This window comes from bacterium (assembly GCA_035380285.1).
Lineage (GTDB): Bacteria > Auribacterota > Erginobacteria > Erginobacterales > DAOSXE01 > DAOSXE01.
On record DAOSXE010000003.1, the window covers coordinates 43,178 to 63,150 of the forward strand.

Genomic DNA, 19,973 nt, shown 5'->3' on the forward strand with positions numbered 1-19,973 from the left:
CCCCGGGGCCGTTATAGAGTTCACAGCCTGGAAACAACCTCAACTATCGAACCCAAAGGGGTGATGCAGTCGTGCCCAAGGTCGTGCTCAAACCGAACGAATCAGTGGATAAGGCCCTTCGCCGTCTCAAGAAAAAGATGGATAAGGAGGGTATTATCAAGAGCATCAAAAAGCACCGGCATTACGAGAAACCCAGCGAGCGCCGTCGGCGGATCAGAAAAGCCCGCCGCTAAACCCCGAGGTTTCGACAGCACCCGGCAACATCGGCGATCCGGCCCCGGCAGGGGCCGGATCGTTTTTTGCGGGACGAGAAGACGATGGCGAAACCCTTGTCCATTTCGACCGTTTGGAATTCGTGGCGGCACCCCGGGGCCCGGTCCATGGTCGCCGAGCTCGCCGGCCTCGGTTTTGAAAGAATCGAGCTGAACGCGTTCATGCCTTCCCGGATGGTCGAGGAAGTCCACGACATGGTCCGCGAGGGAGCGGTCGAAGTTTCCAGCCTGCACAATTACTGCCCGGCACCGCCGTTGCGCCGCCGCGAGGAGCCCCCGTCGCTTTCGGCTCCGGCGGAAAGGGAACGGGCCTGGGCGGTGCGCAACACCCTCAACACCATCGACCGGGCCCGGGAACTGGGCGCTTCGGCCGTGGTCCTTCACCTGGGAGCCGTGCCCCCCTCCCGCTCCGCCCGCGATCTCTACGCCTGGATCGACGCCGGGGGCGGAGGGACGCCGCGTTACCTGCGGAAAAAAGAGAAAATACTCCTCGCCCGGGAAAAAAGGAAATCTCCGTATCTGCGGGCCGTTCGAAAAAGTCTCGAGGAACTGGTTCCCGCGGCCCGTTCCGCCGGGGTCAGGCTGGGAATGGAAACCCGGTATTTTCCCTGGGAGATCCCCAATCTGGACGAAATCGAGGAACTCTGGGACGGGTTGGATTCCCGGGCGCTGGGCTATTGGCACGACGTCGGGCATGCCGCCGTCCGGGAGAACGCGGGCTTGGAGAGAGCCTTATCCTACCTGGAACGATACGGTTCCCGACTGGTCGGGCTGCATATCCATGACGTCGAGGGAACCGCCGACCACCGCGTTCCCGGTTCGGGGTCCGTAGATTTCGCCGTCCTGCGCTCCGCCGTCGGGCAGGAGGGAGTCGTTCCCGTCATCGAAGTTCATCCCCGAGAAACCGCGGCCGGCATAGCCGGCGCCAGGGAGATGCTCTCGGCCTGATTCGGAGTATCAGTGGTGGTTGGCGGAAGTTGCCGCCCAGGCCGCCAGGCCGACGGCGCCACCCAGGATCAGGAACACGATCGCCAGTTCCGAGGAAACGTCCTGATCGGGGTATTGCACCCCGCTTCCGGCAAGGACGGGGAAACGGGGGAGTCCGGCCGCGGCCGGAACGTCCCGGCCCGAGGATTCCCGGGAAGCCGTCATGCCTCCCCGGCTCACCCCGGGCACCAGGATCAGGAACAAAGACAGATACAGGACCAAGGCTCTCGGTCCCAACAGCAGTTTCCGGCTCAAGCTCACTCGCTTCCTATCCCCGTGCGATTTTTTTGAATTATAGCCGACAGCGCTTCCAGGTCAAGGTCAGTCTTGCGACCGCTTGGCTATACCGATGGTGGCGTGTCCGGCCACCCACTGTACCCAGGGGTTGTAGGAATGCCAGTACATCGCCCTCTCGGCGATGATCTCGGGATAGCCGGGCAGCGATTCCACCTTGGTCGAGATGGCGGGGGAAGAGATGATTTTATTGACGTAGATGGTCTTGCGCGAGAGCGGGTCGATCGTTTCGTAATACTCGTAGGGGGGGTCGCTCTCGAAATAGAAAGTGACCTTGACCTGGGACGCATGGTCCGGGTCGGGGTTGGCGACGAGCACGTACTCGTCGAACCCCTGGGTGGCTCCTTCGGGCAGGTACCAGACCGGCGAAGTATAGAGCGCCCCGATGGTGTTGTGGGCCGCGCCCCAGGCCTGCGGGGTGAACGGCTTCCAGTACATGGCCCGTTCCACCGTGATGTAGGTCGCGGGATGAGGCGACGGAGCCGGGGCGAGCCGGGGCCGGGAATCGACGATGGCGGAGATGTGGGGTTCGGTCCAGCCGACTTCCTTGTTCACGTAGACGGTGTAACGGGTATGGGGCGGGACCACGTGTTCGAACTCCTTGAGGACGCCGTCGCGGTCGAGGAGAGTGATCTTGAGGTCGGCGTCCTGAACCTGGGAGGGGTTGGTGATGAGAATGTACTCGTCGAAGGTACGGGTGGACCCCTCGGCGATGAACCAGTTGGTCGAACGTTCGTTGGTTCCGATCGAACAGTGGCCGCCGACCCACTCCACGTTGCTCCCGTCGTAGCCGGGCCCGTCGAAGTACATGGTCCGGTCGGCCGAGACCCCGACCCCGTTGAGGGATTCGACCAGGGTCGAAACATGGGGCTGAATCCCGACCACGTCGTTGACGTGGATGCTCCAGTTGGTCTCGGGGGGCATTTCCTTGTAGCGGGTCCACGAGTCGCCTTCCTGGTTGACGAAGGTGACCCGGACGTTGGATGTGAACCCGGTCAGGTCACCGACCTTGCCGGGGTTGACGATATGGATGTACTCGTCGAAGGCGTGGGTGGCCCCTTCGGGCAGGGACCAGGTCGAGGCGGCGGCATGGCTGCCGATGCTGTTGTGGCCGCCGCCCCATTCGATGCCGCCGGCGTTCCAATACATGGAACGGTCGACCAGGATGATGCGGTCGGTCTGGTCGTAGATCAGCAGCGAGACCGAGGGGTTGTTCTCCCCCCGGGTTCCCGCCACCAGGGTGGCCAGGTCGAAGGTGAAGCGGCTCTCGGCGGGGACGATGTCGTTGCGACGGACGATGGGGCCCAGTTCGTCCACGGCCGTGATTTCGATGGGCGCGTCCCCCCCGGTGGGGTTGGTGACCGAGATGTATTCGTCGAAGTCGTAGCCGTTGATTCGGGTCCCTCCCGCCGCCAGGAACCAGTAGGCGAACGAAGGGGTGGGGGTGACGGAAGGAGTCACGGTGGGCGATGGGGTGACGGTGGGGGTGGGAGTGGGAGTGGCGGGCCAGGCGGGTTCCAGGTACTGCGTACGGAGGCCGTGGTAGGTCCATTCGCTCCACCAGGTTTCATAGGGCTCGTTCCCGTAGGACCATTGGGCGATGTACCAGGTGTTGTTGGGCATGTCGGCGGTCGTATCCTGCCAGGTGTCGGAAGACCAGCCGATGGCGTAGTAGGTGTCGGGGGTGTGGAGGAAGAGGTAGCTGTTCCAGCGGGGGTCCCGGTACCGGAAATCGGGGATATCGGGAGGCTCGGGAGTGGGAGTGGGGAAGAGAGGCGGCGTCGGCGTCTTGTAGCCGAGGGGAGTGGGGGTGGCGGTGCCCATGTAGGGAGTCGGCTCGGGCGTGATCGGGCTGGGGGGAATGGGAGTGGGAGTGGTCCAGAGGGCGTCGAGGTATTGGGTCGCGGTCTCGTGGTAGGTCCATTGGCTCCACCAGACGTCGCCGTCTTTCTCCCATTGGGCGATATACCAGGTGTGGTCCGGCTTGTCGTAGATCTCCCTCCAGGTATCGGCGGCCCAGCCGATCAGGTAGTAAGTCTGGGGGGTGTGGAGGATGAGGTAGCCCTCGCGGATGCGGTCGCGGTACCAGAAATCGATCGGCGTCGGTCCCGGAGTGGGAGTGGGAAACTCGGGTGTGGGCGAGGGCGGCGGGGTCTTGTAGCCGTAAGGCGTGGGGGTGGGAGTGGCGGGAGTAGGAATGGGCGGCGTCAGGGGGGGCGGCGTCATCGGCGTAGGGGTGGGGGTGACGGAAGGTGTGAGGGAGGGAGTGGGAGAAGGCGTGGCCGAGGGCGTGGGAGTGACGGTGGGGGTGGGAGTGACGGTGGGGCTGGGAGTGGGAGAAGGAAGGGCCTGGGCCTCGTGCGCCCCGATGTTGAACGATTCCTGCGGGATCTTGTAGACGGGCGGCCCGGGGACGATCGGCCCCAGGCAGGCGGTCTGCGGCCGGGTCCATCCGTCCATATCGTAACCGCCGGCATAGCGGTAGGCCCCGGCGCAGATCATGGGGGACGTCCAGTGGATGTGGTAGTTGCCCGTCACCGGGCTTGCGAAGAGGGGGTTGAGGGAGAGGTTACCGTTGACCCCGTCGTAGTCCCCGTCCTCGATGTCGCAGTTGCGGACCATGTCGGTCTGGGTTCCGAAAAGATCGTCGTCGTTGTCCCAGAGGATGTCGTTGGAGAGAAGGGTGCCCGGTTCGGGGGAATCGAGGTAGACGGCCGCGCCCCCGCCGTTGTCGGCGATGGTGCAGCCCACCATCCGGGGGGCGGAACCGTTTCCGGCATAGAGCGCGGCGCCGACTCCCCCGGTAGCCAGGTTTCCGGCGATCACGCAGTTGGAGATGTAGGGGGAGGAATTGAGGCAGAGGATGGCGGCGCCGGAGGTGCCGTCGATTTCGGCGTTGGTGATGGTGAATCCGTCGAGGAGCGCGGCCGAAATCCCGCTGAAGATGATTCCCCGGCCGCCGGAGGCGTCGATGACGGTATCGGCGGCGTATTCGCCCAGGAGGGCGATATCCTGTTTCATGGCGATGGAGGTTTCGGCGTAGAAGCCGGCCCGGACCAGGATCGAGAGGGGCCCGACGTTGTCGGCCAGGGCGGCGCGGATGGTGTTGTAGTCGCAGTCGACCCCGACGGTTCCGTCGTCGTCGACGACGACTACCGGCGGAGAGGCCGGATCGCGGGGATCGGTTCCGAAGAGGTATTCGACCAGGTTGTAAATCCGGTCGTCGTCGGGGTCGCCGGCCGAGCCGTTGACCAGGTAGTAATAGCCGTCGTCGGCCGGATCGAAAAGGTTGCCCCACTCCCATCCGTCGGGGATGTCGTCGGCGTCCGAGTCGGGGTCGAGCAGGTTGGGGATGCCGTCGCCGTCCCAGTCGTAGGACCAGTCGGTGACGGCGCCGTCGGGGAAGGCGGTGTTGTGGGCGTCGTTCCAGAAGTCGACCTCGTCCCCGTCTTCGATGCCGTCCCCGTCGGTGTCGACGGCGGCGGGGTCGGTTCCGTAGTAATAGACTTCGGCTCCGTCGGAGAGGCGGTCCCAATCGCTGTCCCAGTCGAGGATGTTGACCAGGAGGTCGCCGTTGTCGTCGCTGTCCCAGCGCTGCGGGTTGTTGGGGTTGGCGGGCCAGTCGACGTCGTGGACGGCGTCCCAGTAGGTCACCTCGTCGGAATCGGTCAGCCCGTCGAAATCGGTATCGGGGTTGGTAGGATCGGTCAGGTAGTAGTATTCCTGGTAGTTGGTCAATCCATCGGGTTCGACGTCGAGGTCGGGGTCCTGGCCGGTGGCGGAGAACCACTCGATTTCCCACCAGTCGGCCAGGGTGTTGTAGTCGACGTCGAGGTACTCGTCGGCGCCGATGTCGCAGTAGTAATACCCTTCGATCCCCGATCCGGTTTCGGGCATGGAGAGGTAATTCCACCGGCCCTCTCCCTCGAAATCGAGGAGCATCGCCTTCCAGCTGTTACCGGAGTTGATGCAGGGGTTGGTCTCCCCGTAGAAGGAAGCCAGGTGGAGATGGTTGCTGTAATAATGGCGGAAGCCGGGTTCGGAGGAGATGTTGCCGTTGAAACCATCGAGGTCTCCGTCTTCGATATTGCAGCCGAAGAGAATGGAGAGAAGCTGGCCCGGGGTGATCGAAGACGGGCCGATATCGTCTCCGTTGCCCCAGAGGATGCAGTCGTAGATCCGCGGGCTTCCGTCGGAAATATAGATTCCCCCGTAGCTGCCATAACCAGAGTTCTTGACGATGGTGCACCCGGAGATCAGCGGACGGGAGTCCGTTCCCAGGATGTACATCGCTCCGCCGCGGGAGACGCCGGTGGTGGCGTTGTCGTGGATGACGAGGCCGGTGAGGTACGGGGATGAGGACGAGATCCGGAAAGCGCCCCCGTGCTGGGAGTAGACGCAGTTGCGGATCTCGAACGATCCGATCCGGCAGATACCGCCGCCTTCGATATTGAAGCCGCGGCCTCCTCCCCCTCCTCCGTCCAGAATCGGGGGCAGCCCCGGGTTGTCGCCGAGAAGGGCGATCCCCGAACGGGTCAGCTCGATCTGGTTTTCGTAGTAGGTTCCCGGCGCCACCAGGATGCGGACGGGGAGATCGGTGGCGTCGGCCCAGGCCGCGGCCTGGGCGATGGTGGTCCAGGCGTCGGACCAGGAAGTGCCGTCGTCGGCGCCGGCGGCGTTAAGGTCGACGTACATGGTCAGGGGATCGCCGGGGTTGGTGGGGTCGGTCCCGAAATAGTATTCCTCGTAGTTGCTGAGCCGGTCCCCGTCGGGGTCTCCGACTCCGCCGTTATCAAGGTTGAACTGGCCGTAGTCGGCCGGGTCCAGGGCGTAATAGACTTCCCAGCCGTCGGGGCAGCCGTCTCCGTCGGCGTCGGGGTCGAGGAGGTTGACCAGTCCGTCGCCGCCGCCGTAGTCGATATCGTCGCTCCAGGAAGCCCAGGATTCGTTGTCCCAGTAGTAAACTTCCGAGCCGTCGTTGAAGTTGGCGTGGAAGCTGTCGTCGTCGGTGTCCGGGTCGAGCGGGTCGCACGTTTTCGGAGAATAGGGGCGGTTGATGTAGTAATAAATTTCCCGCCCGTCCAGGAGCCCGTCGTTGTCGGTGTCGGGGTCGAGGGGATCGGTTCCGTAGTCGATCTCTTCCCCGTCGGTGAAGGTGTCGAAATCGGTGTCGGGGTTATTGGGATCGGTGTAGTAGTAATATTCCTCGATATTGACGAAATCGATGCCGGCGTAGCCGTCGTGGTCGGGATCGTCCAGGGCGCTCCATTCCAGGCTCCCGAAGTATCGGTATTCCCAGTAGTCGGGAAGGGTGTCCAGGTCGGTGTCGACGTATTCGTCGGCCCCGATGTCCCAATAGTTGTAGGGGCCGCCTCCCTCGTTGACGACCGCGGGATCGTCCCATCGGCCTTCGGCGTCGTAGTCCGAGGAAGGGATGTCTCCGCCGCTGTACCCCCGGTCGATGGAGCGGGAGGTGTAGAACCAGTGCGATATCAGGTGAAGGTCGTAGATGTAACCGTCGTCGGCCGGCCAGGCCAGCTTGTAGAAGTAGGGGTTTTCGCTGAGGCTGTTCGCGTCCTGGAGGCTGGCGACCTGCCAATCCCCCAGGGTGGAGCGGATGCCGTTCCAGTTGCCGACGGCCGCACCCCCGGTGGCGTAGAGGTTGTTCCAGTTGCTGGTGGTGGTGGGCTGGCTGCTTGCTCCGACCCCGACGCAGCTTTCCGCGCCGCCCACCGCCCAGAGGATGTTGTTGAGGAGAGCGTTCCGGGTGGCGCCGGCGAGGGAAATGCCGTACGTCCCGTTGTCGTAGGACGAGTTGTTGTAGACTTCGGACCGGTCGGCGCCGCTGAGCAGGATACCGCAGTACCCGTTGATGTAGCTGAAGGTGTTCTGTATCCGGGTATGATCCCCGGTGATTTCGAACCCGGCGCTCCCGTTGGCGTAAGCGCCGCAGCTGTTGACGGTGTTCTCGTTGCCACTGACGGTAAGGCCGCTCCCTCCCGCCTCGGTGAAATCGAGGCCCTGCACCAGGAAGTACGACCCCTGGATGTCGAGGAGGGTCGAGACGAGGCCGTCGCCGGAAATGACGGGCCGGCCGTTTTCTCCCTCGATGTGGATGGGGAGGTCGGCGGTCCCGGTGAAGGTTCCCCAGGCGGTGATGGGAGCGGTCACGTTGGAGAAATCCCCGCCGGCGTCGAGGTAGATCCGGTCCCCCGGTTCCAAGGCCTCGGTGTCGAGAACGTCGCGCAGTTCCTGGGTGTCGACGACGTGGAAGACGGCGGCGGTCTTGAACGCCCACCAGGAGCCGGGAACGTCGGTGTCGGCCCCGAACGCGCTTTCGTTGGGCAGGTCGGCCGCGTCCCGGGCCTTCACCTGCCAATAGTACCAGGTCCGGGTGTCGAGGCCGCTGAGGTTCCACGCGGGGGAGCTTAACCATCCGGAGTTCTGCAGGTCGGCCGTGGAGAACGACGGGTCCTTGTCGATGCGGAAATAGTAAGGGAGGGCGTGCAATCCGGAAAGCGCGTCCTGAGCGTTCAGCCCCGTCAGCGAGATGTCGGTATCGAGGCCCTGGGTGTTGTCGGGGGGCCAGAGACAGCCGACGTTGACGGGCGCGGTGTTGTCGACGATGAACCGGCCGCTGCTGCTGTTGACGGCCGCAGGATCGGCGTCGTCCGAGACCCTGATCTGATAGGTGGAGCCGTCGTCCGCCGCCGCCGTGTCCCAGGCGGGGTAGGTCAGGTCGCTCCAGGTCAGGCCGGCGGCGATGGAGATATAGGCGCTTCCGTCGGTGGTGTATTCCAGGCTGACGGTATCTCCGCCGCCCCAGCCGGGCCCGATCGGCAGCCAGGCCAGGTCGTGGGTTCCGCTCCATTTCTCGTTCCCTACCGCCCCTCCGTAGGGGGTGACCAGGTAGATGCTGTCGAGGGAAGAGCGCGAAGCCTGGGCGGAATCCCCATAAGCCCCCATATTGATCCGGGCGCCGTTGGGATCGGTTTCGGCGTCGTAGGGGTCGTAAGGGTTCCCGGCGTTGAGACAGGGGCTGTCGCCGGTGTCGGCCGACCAGGCGGCAAAATGATAGGAACCTTCGGTGCTGACGGGGTGGAAGTCGTCGTCCGCGCCGTTCAGGCCGCCCATGGTGCCGTCGACGCCGCTCGGATCGGCGAAGAGCGGATCGAGGCTGAGACTGTGTTGATCGCGGCTACAGGCAATTTGCCAGGAGGCCAGTGTCGTCGCCGCAGTGCCTTCCCAAGACCCCACTTGGGCGCCGGTTTCGGGGATAATGTCGTTGAAATCCAGGTTTCCGATTGTTGCGGAAATCACGTTAAATACGACGTTTCCGGTCCCTACCGCCCATAGAACATTATTAAAAGCTTGATCAACGGTACTCCCGGAAATCTGTAACTCCCTTAATGTATTCTGATAAGAAACGTTATTCCTGAATTCATCGGCGGAACAGGCCGATAAATAAATTCCATAATTTGAATTCAAGTAAGAAATATTCTTGGAGAATTCCAAGGTCGACCCGGAGATACTGAAACCTCTTTCGTCGTTGGAATAGGAAATGTTCTGTCTGACCGAAACGTCATCGGAATCCTGAAGCTGAACACCTCGACTGTTCCGGAATACGATGTTCCCGGTAAGCTCGGCTTCATCGCAACGCGTTACTCGAATTCCGCTATCTATGACGATCGTTGTCCAGAAACCGGGGTGATCGCGGATGATATTGTTGGATAAAGCGAGATTGGGGGAGTCTTCAATAATGATCCCGCTGGTTTGGTTATGGGAAAAGAGGTTGTCGGCTATATCTATATCGTAACCTCCGGTGACCTGTAGAGCCCTTCCCCGTGCAGAGGTACCGGCCATGGAATGACCGTTCCATGAGACGGTATTGTCGGCGAAGCGGATTCGGTATGCCCCGCTCATCAACGAACCGATATCGGCGCTGTTGGCAAGAACTAAGCTCTGGAGCGCAAGATGGTGACCTGAGATTAGCCTTAGACCGTTGGTTGCCGTTAAAAGCCCATCTATCAGGGAAGAATTTCTACTGCCGGCGAAAGATACCCAACCTGCGTCGGAACCGGAATCCCCGTCGTCGATCGTGACCGGTGCCGTAATCTGATACGTGCCGGTATCGACAAACACGGTATCGCCCGGTTCCAGGTTTTCGTCGAGAAGCCGGGAGAAGGTACGGAAGGGGAAAGCCGGGCTCTGGCCGCTGTAGGAATCGGAGCCCTGGTGGGTAGTGTAGATGTCGTTGGCGGTGCTGTTGTCGTTCAGGTACCAGTTGATTCCCGGAAGCGATCCCCCGCCGGAATAGGAGCGGCTTGCCTGCCAGGTATTTCCGTATGCTCCTAGGTTGATCTTGCCTCCGCGGGGAGCCGATTCGGAATAACTGGGCGATGCCGGGTCTCCGGCGTCGATGCCGGGTGAGGTGAAGGTGTCGGCGGTCCAGGCACCGGTGTGGTAGGAAGCCTCCTGGCTCTGCGGATGGTAATCGCCGCCGCCGACGAAAATGGGATCGTCGCTCAGGCTGCTCTGGTCCTGGAAGGAAACGGCGCGCCAGTCGGCCAGGGTGGAACGGTCGGAGCCGTCCCAGTAGCCGACCGCGGCCGAAGAGGTGGCGTAAAGGTTGTTGTACTCCGAGGAGAACCCGGCTTGGCTGGAACCGTCCACGGCGATACACCGGTTTCCAGCACCCTGGGCCCAGACGATGTTGTTGAGGAGATAGGCGTAAGGGGACGAACTCAGGGCGATCTCGTCTCCACCGTCGGCGTCGAGGGTCACGTTGACCAGGCGGGATTGCTCCGAGCCGTCCAGGACAATCCCCCCGGTTCCGTTCCCGTAGAGGAGCGAGTTGACCAGGGCATTGGCGTTGCCCGTGAACACGATCCCGCGGCCGGGGTTCGAATACGAACGGCAGAAATAAATTTCGTTATTGTTCCCCGATACCTCTAGGCCGCTGTCGGTGGCCCCGGTGAAGGAGACATTTTCCAGGACCACGAAATTTCCGGAGAGGAGGACGCAGCGGCCGATCAGGCCGCCGCCGTCGAGCACGGCCCCGGCACCGGTGGCGGCAATCCGAACAGGATAGTAAGAGTTCCCGCTCTGGTCGATTTCGATCTCCAGGGGGGCGGTTAGTGCGTAAAAGCCGGCGTTGAGGTAAACCGTGTCTCCGGGAGCGAGATCGCGGTTGTCCAGGATCCAGCGCAGGCCGTTAGTGACCGAGTTGATGTTGGTGGCGGTATAGACCGCGCTGGTCGAGAAGGAACTATAGCCGGCGATATCTGGAACCGGGCCGCAGAATCCGGACTCGTTTTCGAGCTTGTCCCGGGCCTTCACTCTCCAATAGTAAACGGTTCCGGAGGAGAGGTCGGGGTGCCAGGCGTTCAGCGAACGCCACCCCGAGGAGACGGGAGCGGTAAACGCCGGGTCGGTATCGACCTGAAAATAGTAGGCCGCGCTGTTCAGGCCCACCAGGGCGTCCCGGGCGCAATAGGCTTCCAGCGGGGTATAGACGGGCAGGCTCCCGGTTCCGTTTTCGGGGAGATAGCTTCCGACATCGATCGGAGCGGAGTTGTCGATGGTGAAAAGACCGCTGGTCGAGGTCAGCTCTCCGAAGGAAGTGATGCGAACTTGATAGGTGTTTCCATCATCGACCAGGGTGGTGTCCCAATCGGGAAATTGTTGCGATGGATATTCCAGGTCGGAGAGCAGAGTAAAAGTAGTGCCGTCCGTGGAATATTCGAGTTTCAGATTGTCTCCGGGGAGCCATTCCGTGGCCGGAACCGCCAGCCAGCGGATGGTGTGAATGCCATTCCATTCTTCCCCGCCTAGGGGTTCGACAAAAGCAAGGGTTTTAACATCCGCGAGAGATGCTTCGATTGTGCCCCCGTAGGCACCGACATTTGTTCTCTCACCATTGGGAAAAGGCTCAAGTGTGAAATCGGAACCCGCCGGTTGGAAGACGCGGCTCCCGGAGGGATGATTCCGCCAAAGTCCGGTTACATTGTTCAGCCGGTTACCGACTTTGCCGCTATAATAAACGATATCGCCGTCGATCTCGATGGTTGTCGTTGCATTTTGAAAATTGGTGGCATCAGTGAGGTCGATAAACGTTGCCCCGACGTTAAGTTCTCCGTCCAGATAAGAGTCGGCCAGATAGAGTTGGCCCGCGTTGAGGCAGGCGCTGGCTCCCGCGGTATCGGCCACCCAGCTTCCATCGGCAAGGTAACGCCCCACGGGGCTCTTGATGTGGAAATCTCCTGCGGAGGCATCGGCGAAGACCGGGTTGATGTTGAGGCTTGAGCCGTCCTGGCCGCTGGCCGCCTGCCAGTCAAAGAATGTTTTCCTGTCTCCCAACCACCGCCCGGCGTTGGCATTGTTCTCGATATAAAAACAGTTGAAATTCGATTCCAGATTCATCGAAGCCGGGTTGCCGACGACATAGATCCCATATTGATCGGTCCCGGTAGTCCAAAGAATATTGTTGTTCACGAGACTGTTTTTGGCGGCGGCGTCCAGGTAGAGTTGATAAAAATTTCGATAGAACGTATTTCCGGAACAAATGGTCCGCTCGCTGTTGGACGTAAGGCCTGACGCGGCGTTTTCGTAGATTAAATTATGTACGGCCTGAACCTCGGGGGTGTTGGAAATGAGTAAGCCCGTATTATAATTTTCATAAATGCTATTCTCGCTTACTTCGAAAAGTTCACTATTCACGAGAACTATCCCACGCCAATTTCGGTAAAGGATATTATCGGCTACGATTCCGCTGCCGTCGGAAATAATGATACCGTCATCATTGGTTCCGGAATGGTCATAACATTGGTTCCCGATAACGTTGATATGCCCTTGAGTCACGATACTCACGTAGATGGCGTCTTCATTGTTTGTAAAAATCCGGTTATTCTCGATTAAACCGTTCCCAACCAGACTGAGCAGATAGATCCCCTGCCCGTTGTTGTTATGGATAGTGTTCCCGGCGATATGTAAAGTTGCGGATTGGGTGAGGGTGGCGGCGTCGATTCCGTAAGTATTATTGTAACTGATCTCCGAGTCATTGATGTAAATACGTCCGCCGATGGCATTGTTGATATGGATTCCGCTTTGAAGGCTGCCCCGGATATCGCAACGGTTAAGAGCAATGTTGGTCGAGCCGGCAAGATGAATGCCGTTGGCGGAAGCATTGAAGCAGCGGAATGAATTGAGAACGATAAATTGTCGATTCGTTAGATAGAAACAGGAGGGAGCATTATTTTGAATGTACATTACCGATCCATTCGCGGACCCGTTCAGAATAACGGGAGCAAGGGCCGTCCCGGAGACGGGGATCCTGGTTTCGCTCAGCAAGGGGTAAACGCCGGTGTCGACATAAATTACGTCGCCGGCAGCAATGGTGTGATTGTTGAAAACCGTCTCCAGCGAATTTAAAGGCGAAGAAGAGGATAAGCCGTCATGAGCGGGCCACGGGAGTCCGGCGGTGGAACAATAGACATCCCATTGCGTTGATGAATCGTTAACGTAGTAGTTGGTTCCGCCTCCCGCCGAAGACCGGGATGCCTCGACGGTATTGCCGTAGGCTCCGAGATTGGTCCGGCCCCCGTTCGGGGAAGTTTCCAATAGGCAAGCAATGGCGGGGCTTCCGCAGTCCAGAACAGGCGAGGTTCCAGTATCGGCGCCCCAGGTCCCTCCATGATAAGAACCCTCGGTAGATTGGGGATGGTAATCTCCGCTCCCCACGAAAAGCGGGTCCGTGCCCAGGCTGGAGAAGTCGCCGAACGAGGCGTCCTGCCATTGGCCCAGGCCGGCGGCGGCCGTTCCCGCCCAGACCCCGAAGACGGCCGGGGCCGGGGCGTGGATGTCGTTGTAGTCCGAATCCCACCCGGGGGCGCTCTCCCCGTCCACCTGGATGGCGATCGCCCCCGCCCCCGCCGCAGTCAGGATGTTGTTGATCGCGGTGCAGTCGGTCGAGCCCATGGTGTGGACAGACCAGGCCGGGAAAATATCGGCGACGTAGAGTTGTCGGGTCCCATTATCGGCGCAGGTGTTGTTCTCGATCAGAGCATAGCGGGAAGCTCCCAAGAGAATGCCCTCGGCTCCGTTGGCGTAACTGAGCATATTGCGGATGACGGTATAATCCCCGGTGGCTTCGATTCCGGCCCCTCCGTTGCCGTAGGCCTCGCCGTCGGAAACCTGGTTATGGTCCCCGGTGATCAACAGACCGGCATCGGTAGCTCCGGTAAAGGCAAATCCAGCCACTTCGAACCAGTCTCCGGCGATTTCCAAAGCGTTTATCCCTCCTCCGGCGTCAAGTATGACCTTGCCCCCATCGGCGATAATCTTGACCTGAGCATCTTCGGAACCCCCGTCATCCGGATTCAAAACCAGGACATCCGAGAGCGAGTAGCTTCCGGCATCGACGTAGACGATATCGCCGGGGGCGATATCATAGTTGTCCAGGATCCAGCGCAGGCCCACGGTCTCGGATTCTATATCCAGTGCGTGATAAACGCCGATGGTTCGGAACCACCAGGACGTCCCCGGGGTGTCGACGTCGCCGCAGAACCCGGATTCGTTGGTGGGATCGGCCGCATCCCGGGCGTTGACCCGCCAGTAGTAGGTGGTGTTGGGCTGGAGCACGGGCAGCCAGGTGCGATAACTCCTCCAACCTGAATTCTGAAGGCTGGGAGAGTCGAAGCCGGGGGTGACGTCGATCTGGAAATAGTAGGGCTGGCCGGCCAATCCGGCTGGCGAGTCTCCGGCCCCGAGCGCAGTTAAAGGAGTGGAAAGGGATTCTCTAATCGAATCCAGAGGAGGAAGGCTGCATCCGACATTATGGGGCGGAGTATTGTCCACGGTGAAGAGCCCGCTCAGGTCCTCGGCAAAATGGCTTGGGCCCCCGTCGGCGCTGATCCGGATTTTATAGATGGCGCTGTCGGCGCCGGCGGAAAGGGTGTTCCAGGCCGCCAGGGGGCTGGTGATGTAGGGGATTCCGTCGGTGATCGAGTTATATGACGCACCGGCGTTTGAAGTGTATTCCAGGGTAACGGTATCGGCCGGGGACCAGGTATCGCCGTATGCCGACCAGGAGATGGGGTGGGAACGGGACCACTTTTCTCCTCCATAGGGGGATTCCAGGGAGAGGGTCTTGAGGCTGGACATCGACGCTTCCTGAGTATTTCCGTAGGCGCCGATATTGACCCGGCTCCCGTTGGGGGACGGTTCCAGGGAGTAGTCGTCGCCGGGGTTGCCCTTGTTCAGGCAGGGGCTGTCGACCCCGTAGCCGATCCAACGGCCGTCGGTGAAGGTCCCCTCGGAGGAGCGGAGGTGGAAGTCCCCCCCGGCGGGGTCGAGGAAGCGGGGATCGTCCTCGAAGCTGTGGCCGTCGCGGCGGGTGGCAAGCTGCCACTGTTCGAGGCCGGCCCTCCCCCCGGTCCAGTAGCCGAGTTCGGCGCCTCCGGAGATCTGGAAACAGTTGTAATCCGAGGAATATCCTTGGCCGCCGGGGGAACCGGAACGGTAATATAGGGCGTAATTGCCGCTTCCGTCGGCTCTAAAGACATTGTTGACCGAGTTTAAATTCGTGACCGTGGTATCTACATAGAGACTCCGCAAGCCGTTCAAGTACATGGTGTTGTTGGCTGTTTGCACGTTATTGGAACTGATGAACATAATGCCTGTATCGCTGTTTTCAAAGACCGTGTTATTAACGGCTGATCCGTCGTTGAATACGTTCAGAAAGATGCCGCGATAACAATTTGAAACCATATTGCCCTGCACGGTTCCAAACTTATCGGAATAGACATAGATTCCATAGCGTTGGTTGTAGCAGGTGTTTCCGGAAATATTCGTGGTGGTAACGCCGCTGGCGAAAATACCTGAGTAAGTTCCGGAGCCGGGGTCTCCGTTATCGTGGCAAATATTGTCGCTGATGCGATTTGTTCCGGGATTGGAAAAGACGTAGATGCCGCTGTTGTTGTTATTATGGCAGTAGTTATTCTCGATGATGACATCGGAACCGCTGATGACCCGGATGCCGTAATCGTTGTTGTTGTAGATGGTGTTGGAAGCCGCGACGGAATCCTCCGTGATCCTCTCCATGAATAAACCGGAAGAACTGCTTAAACTGACCACGCAGCCGGACACGAGGATATGATCTGATCGCGTCAGATAAATTCCATTGTTGAAACTGCCGATGATATTGCAATTTCGAACCACCAGGTTGTCGACCGCATTGCCGTAAATGCTATCGTCGGTGGCGTTGATGAAATCGATAGCTTCGACGGTCCAATAATACGTATTTCTCAGTCGCAGGCAGTTATTGACCGCATAACCGGCATCGATCAGGGTTCCGTCGGGAGACCCGATCAGAGTGATCGGATTGCCGGCGGCGCCGCTCACAGTAGGCTCGATCGGGGAGGTGAGGACGTAGCTTCCGGTATCGACCCGGACGACGTCGCCCGATTGGAGAGTGTAGTGAACCAGCACTTCCTGGACCGACTCCAGGGGAGAGGCGGGGGAGAGGCCGTTATGAACGGGCCAGGGCAGGCCGGTGGTGGTGCAGTAGTAGTCGAAGGCGTCGTCGCCGTCGTTGACGTAGAAATCGCGGCCGCCCGGGTTCCCGGGGGAGAGGGAGGCTTCCCGGGTGTTCCCGTAGCGGCCCAGGTTGGCCCGGCCCCCGTTGGGGGCGGGTTCGAGCCCGCAGGGAGTGTAGGGGCTCCCCGCGTTCAGGGCCGGGGAATCGTTCCCGTCAGGGAGCCAGGCACCTCCGTGGTACGATCCGCCCGTGCTCTGGGGGTGGTAGTCCCCGGTGCCGGCGAAGAGAGGGTTGCGGCTGGTCCCGTTGCCGTCCCCTCCCGAGGCCCCGGTCCAGTCCGCGAAGGAAACCGCGGTCTGCCCGTTCCAGCAGCCGACCGCTCCGCTCCCGGTGGCGTAGAGGTCGTTGTAGTCGGAAGCGAAAGCCAGCCGGCTGAGACCCCCGACCCGGACGGCCGCATCCGCCCCCTGTTCCCAGAGAATGTTGTTATAGATTTCGGCGGCGCTCGATCCTTCTCCGGGCGCGTCTTCCAGGAAGAGTTCAGAGGCCCCGTTGAGGGTGCAGGTGTTGTTGAAGACGGCGGTTTCGTAGGCCCCGTAGAGGTGGATCCCCGAGAGGGCGTTGTCGTGGACGAGCATGTTCTTGATGGTGTTGGATTCGCCCGCCACCTCGATCCCGTCGCCTCCGTTATAAAAGCTGCCGCCCAGAGAAAGGGAGTTCCCGTCCCCGCTGATGTAGACCCCGGAAGCGGTGGCCCCGCTGAAGGAGAACCACTGGACGTCGAAATAATCCCCGGTGATCCGCAGGCAGTTGGATTCGACCCCGCCGGCGTCGAGGACGACTTCCCCCCCGTAACCGGTGATGGTGACCGGCAGATCGGCCGTCCCCTCGTCCCCGGCGGAAAACTCCAGGGGGGCGCTGAGCCCGTAGTAGCCGGGGGTGACGAAGACCTTGTCGCCCGGGGCCAGGTCGATGTTGGCCAGGATCCAGCGCAGCCCCACGGTGGAGCTCTCGATGTCCTCGGCGTAGTAGTAGGAACGGGTGGAGAAGGTCGAATAGGTATCGGGGGCGTCGCTCTGGCCGTAAAAGGCGCTGACGTTGTTGGGGTCGGCCGAGTCCCGGGCCCGCACCCTCCAGTAGTAAGTTTTGTTGGGATCGACGGAAACTGTCCAGGCATTGTAAGCCTGCCAGCCGGAGCTGACGGGCGCGGGAAAGGTGTTGTTAGTATCGATTTCGAAGAAGTAGGGGGTGGCGTCGAGACCGGCGACGTTGTCAGTGGCGTTTTGGGCGACCAGACTGACCAAAAGTTCCTGGCCGAAGGCACCATCGGCGGGGGAAGAGGTACGGACGTTTTCCGGCGGGGAGTTATCGACCATAAAAATTCCCGAATGGGAATAGTCGGCACGGGGAATGGATCCTCCGTCTTGGCCGATGCGGACCCGGTAGCTGGCCCCGTCTCCGACCGATGCCGTAGTCCATTGAGGACCGGTTACCGGATTGTAATCGACTCCGGAAGTGAGGGTGAACCAGAATGTCGAATCGGTCGAATACTCGATTTCGACCGTATCTCCCGGGGCCCATCCGGAGCCGAAGGTTTCCCAGGCGATCTCGTGAGAGCCCGACCATTTTTCGGTAGCAGCCGGGCGTCCCAGCGGGGAGGTCAGGTCCAGCGAATTCGTGGAGGAAAGAGAAGCTTCTTCCGTATCGGCGTATTTGCCCATATTGACCCGGCTTCCATTGGGGGCGGTTTCTCGGGAATAGTCCCCGGAAGCCGGGTAGTAGACAGCTGTTCCGGTCTCATGGCTCCATGTCACCCCGGTGCATCCGGTCAGGGTGTTGCCGGATACGGTTTCGTACCAGGCCGTTTCGGTCCCGATTCGGATTGTTCCTCCGGCGGAAGAGAAACCGGAAGCGTCGGCGAGGGAAAGTTCGGCGGCGCCGGTCGCGGCGGCGGCGGAAAGCGTAGTGGCGGCAATTTCGGGTTGCCCCAAGTTCAGACAGGGGCTGCTCTCGGAGTATACCGTCCAAGCTCCGGCGGTCCAGGTCCCCTCCGTCGACTGCAGGTGGACATCCCCACCGGCCAGGTCCACTTCCAGCGCCCCTTGGCTGAGGCTGTGGCCGTCCTGCCCCATTCCCAAGACCCAGTTGCGGATATCGGAAAAATCGCCCACCCCGATAAGAATCCCGACCTGAGCGCCGTTACGGGGAACGATATCGTTGTAGTCGCTTCTTAAATTTTGAGCAAGCGACTCCTCGGTGTCGGAAAGACTGAAGCCGTAACCTCCTGACCCGGATGGGATTATAATATTATTCCTAATAGTTGCAAGGCCATTGAGGGCGGTTACCTGGAAACAGATGTCGCCATATAGAAAATTATTGATAGCCGCGATCCGTTCCGCGTTATCGATCCTGAGGTTGCGGTGGTTATTCTGCAGAAACGAATTCGTTACCGCGCTCGACGTACAGGAATAGAGGCGAATGCCGATGTAATCGTTGTTTTCGGCGAAGGCATTGTCGATTTCCAGTCCTTCTGAAGATGCGATATAAAAACCATGATAGTTTCCGGAAGCGGAGCAAGATAAAAAAGTGGAGTTGTCGCAATTATCCAGATAGAGGCCCTGGATGTTTTCTTCCGCCACGCCGTTGTCGTTGAAAGCGGAGTCGGATACCGTCAACGCATTGCAGTTAAGCGCGTAAAGACCGTGTCCGGCGTTGTGAGATGAAATCAGGTCGGTTATGTCCACGAAGTTGGCCGTATCGAGTTTGAAGCCTTCTTTCCCGGAGCCCGTGACCGAGATGTTATGAAGTTGAGAATAATGTCCTCGGTTGATCGAAAGTCCCTGCCCAGTACAACTCTGGAGGCTGAATGAGGAGAGATCCAAATATCGGGAGATGTAGGCGTTGAATCCCGGGGCGGAAGCCGGCAGTTTGGTTCCGATAAAAAGGCTGCCGTTGGGAGAGCCGGCTAGACCGAGGTAACCGCTGGAGGTGCCTTCGTCCGCCGAAGTCAGGCTGATCCCCGTCTGGAGAGTCCAGGTGCCGGTGTCGGTGAAGATGACGTCTCCGGGGCCCAGGTTATAGCCGTTGATAATGCTCTGTAGCGTATAACGGGGGGAAGCGGGGGAAAGGCCGCTGTTTCCGTCGCTGCCGGCGGCGGTGCAGTAAACGTCGAGGGCGGTGTCGGTGTCGTTGACGAAGTAGGCGGTCCCGGTCACGGGATTGGCGATGGTAAAATCGTAGCCGCTTTCGGCCGAGCCCCCGCCCCCGGCCGTCCAGGAGAGGCGCACCCGATAGGAAGAACCGTCGGCGAAGAGACTGGAGTGAAAACGGAAGATTTCCAGGTCGTAGGGGATGTTCATCGCCAGGAGGAAGTCGTAGGAACTCCCCCCGTTGTCGGAGAGTTCGATGGTCAGGACATCCCCGGGAGCCCACCCCGAGGTCCCCGCCGTCCAGGCGATATCTTCGGCCCCGCTCCAGGCCAGCCCGCTTTGGTTGGGCGCGGTCAGGGTCAGAGATTGGGCCGGAGCCGGGGCGGGGGCAAGGAAAACGAGGGCGGCGGCCAGGGTAGCCAGCAAAAACCTATTGTTCATCGTTCGGGAACCCCTTTCGAATCGCGGCAATAACGTGGCAATATCCCTAATCTTGGTTATTTAGTATATATCATATATTGGCGCGAAATCAACCATCGGCCCGATCTTCGGCCCGGTGAAAGCCTTAAACGCCATTACAACGGTTTTCTGGTATAGTGTTCATGGGGGAGTCCGTAATTGCATTTACAGGTCATTGACAGGGACCCGATGGGGACGAAGCATTCTCTTCGGCATAGAAACGTGTGTGGATTGCTTCGCTCCGCTCGCAATGACGGAGGAAAGGTGCCGTTACCA

Annotated in this window: 4 protein-coding genes; 2 read left to right on the forward strand and 2 right to left on the reverse strand. The window is 60.3% G+C overall.

The annotated features are described in order from the left end of the window. Positions 1–71: 71 nt before the first annotated feature. Positions 72–233, forward strand: a complete 162-nt coding sequence (rpsU, locus tag PLZ73_01885) for a 30S ribosomal protein S21 (GenBank protein HOO76618.1) — start codon at positions 72–74, stop codon at positions 231–233. An 84-nt stretch (positions 234–317) separates the two neighbouring features. Further along, positions 318–1,220, forward strand: a complete 903-nt coding sequence (locus PLZ73_01890) for a sugar phosphate isomerase/epimerase family protein (GenBank protein ID HOO76619.1) — start codon at positions 318–320, stop codon at positions 1,218–1,220. Positions 1,221–1,229: 9 nt separating this feature from the next. Here PLZ73_01890 and PLZ73_01895 read toward each other — a convergent pair whose 3' ends face one another. Beyond that, on the reverse strand, positions 1,230–1,514 hold the full coding sequence (locus tag PLZ73_01895) for a hypothetical protein (GenBank protein ID HOO76620.1): 285 nt from the start codon (positions 1,512–1,514) through the stop codon (positions 1,230–1,232). A gap of 66 nt (positions 1,515–1,580) precedes the next feature. Further along, entirely contained in the window at positions 1,581–19,679 is an 18,099-nt protein-coding gene (locus PLZ73_01900; GenBank protein HOO76621.1) for a right-handed parallel beta-helix repeat-containing protein, read from the reverse strand. Positions 19,680–19,973: the final 294 nt, after the last annotated feature.

Excerpts from the sequence above, each read along its gene's own strand:
- PLZ73_01890 (HOO76619.1), top strand. The coding sequence starts at position 318 with ATGGCGAAACCCTTGTCCATTTCGACCGTTTGGAATTCGTGGCGGCAC.
- PLZ73_01900 (HOO76621.1), bottom strand. The coding sequence starts at position 19,679 with ATGAACAATAGGTTTTTGCTGGCTACCCTGGCCGCCGCCCTCGTTTTC.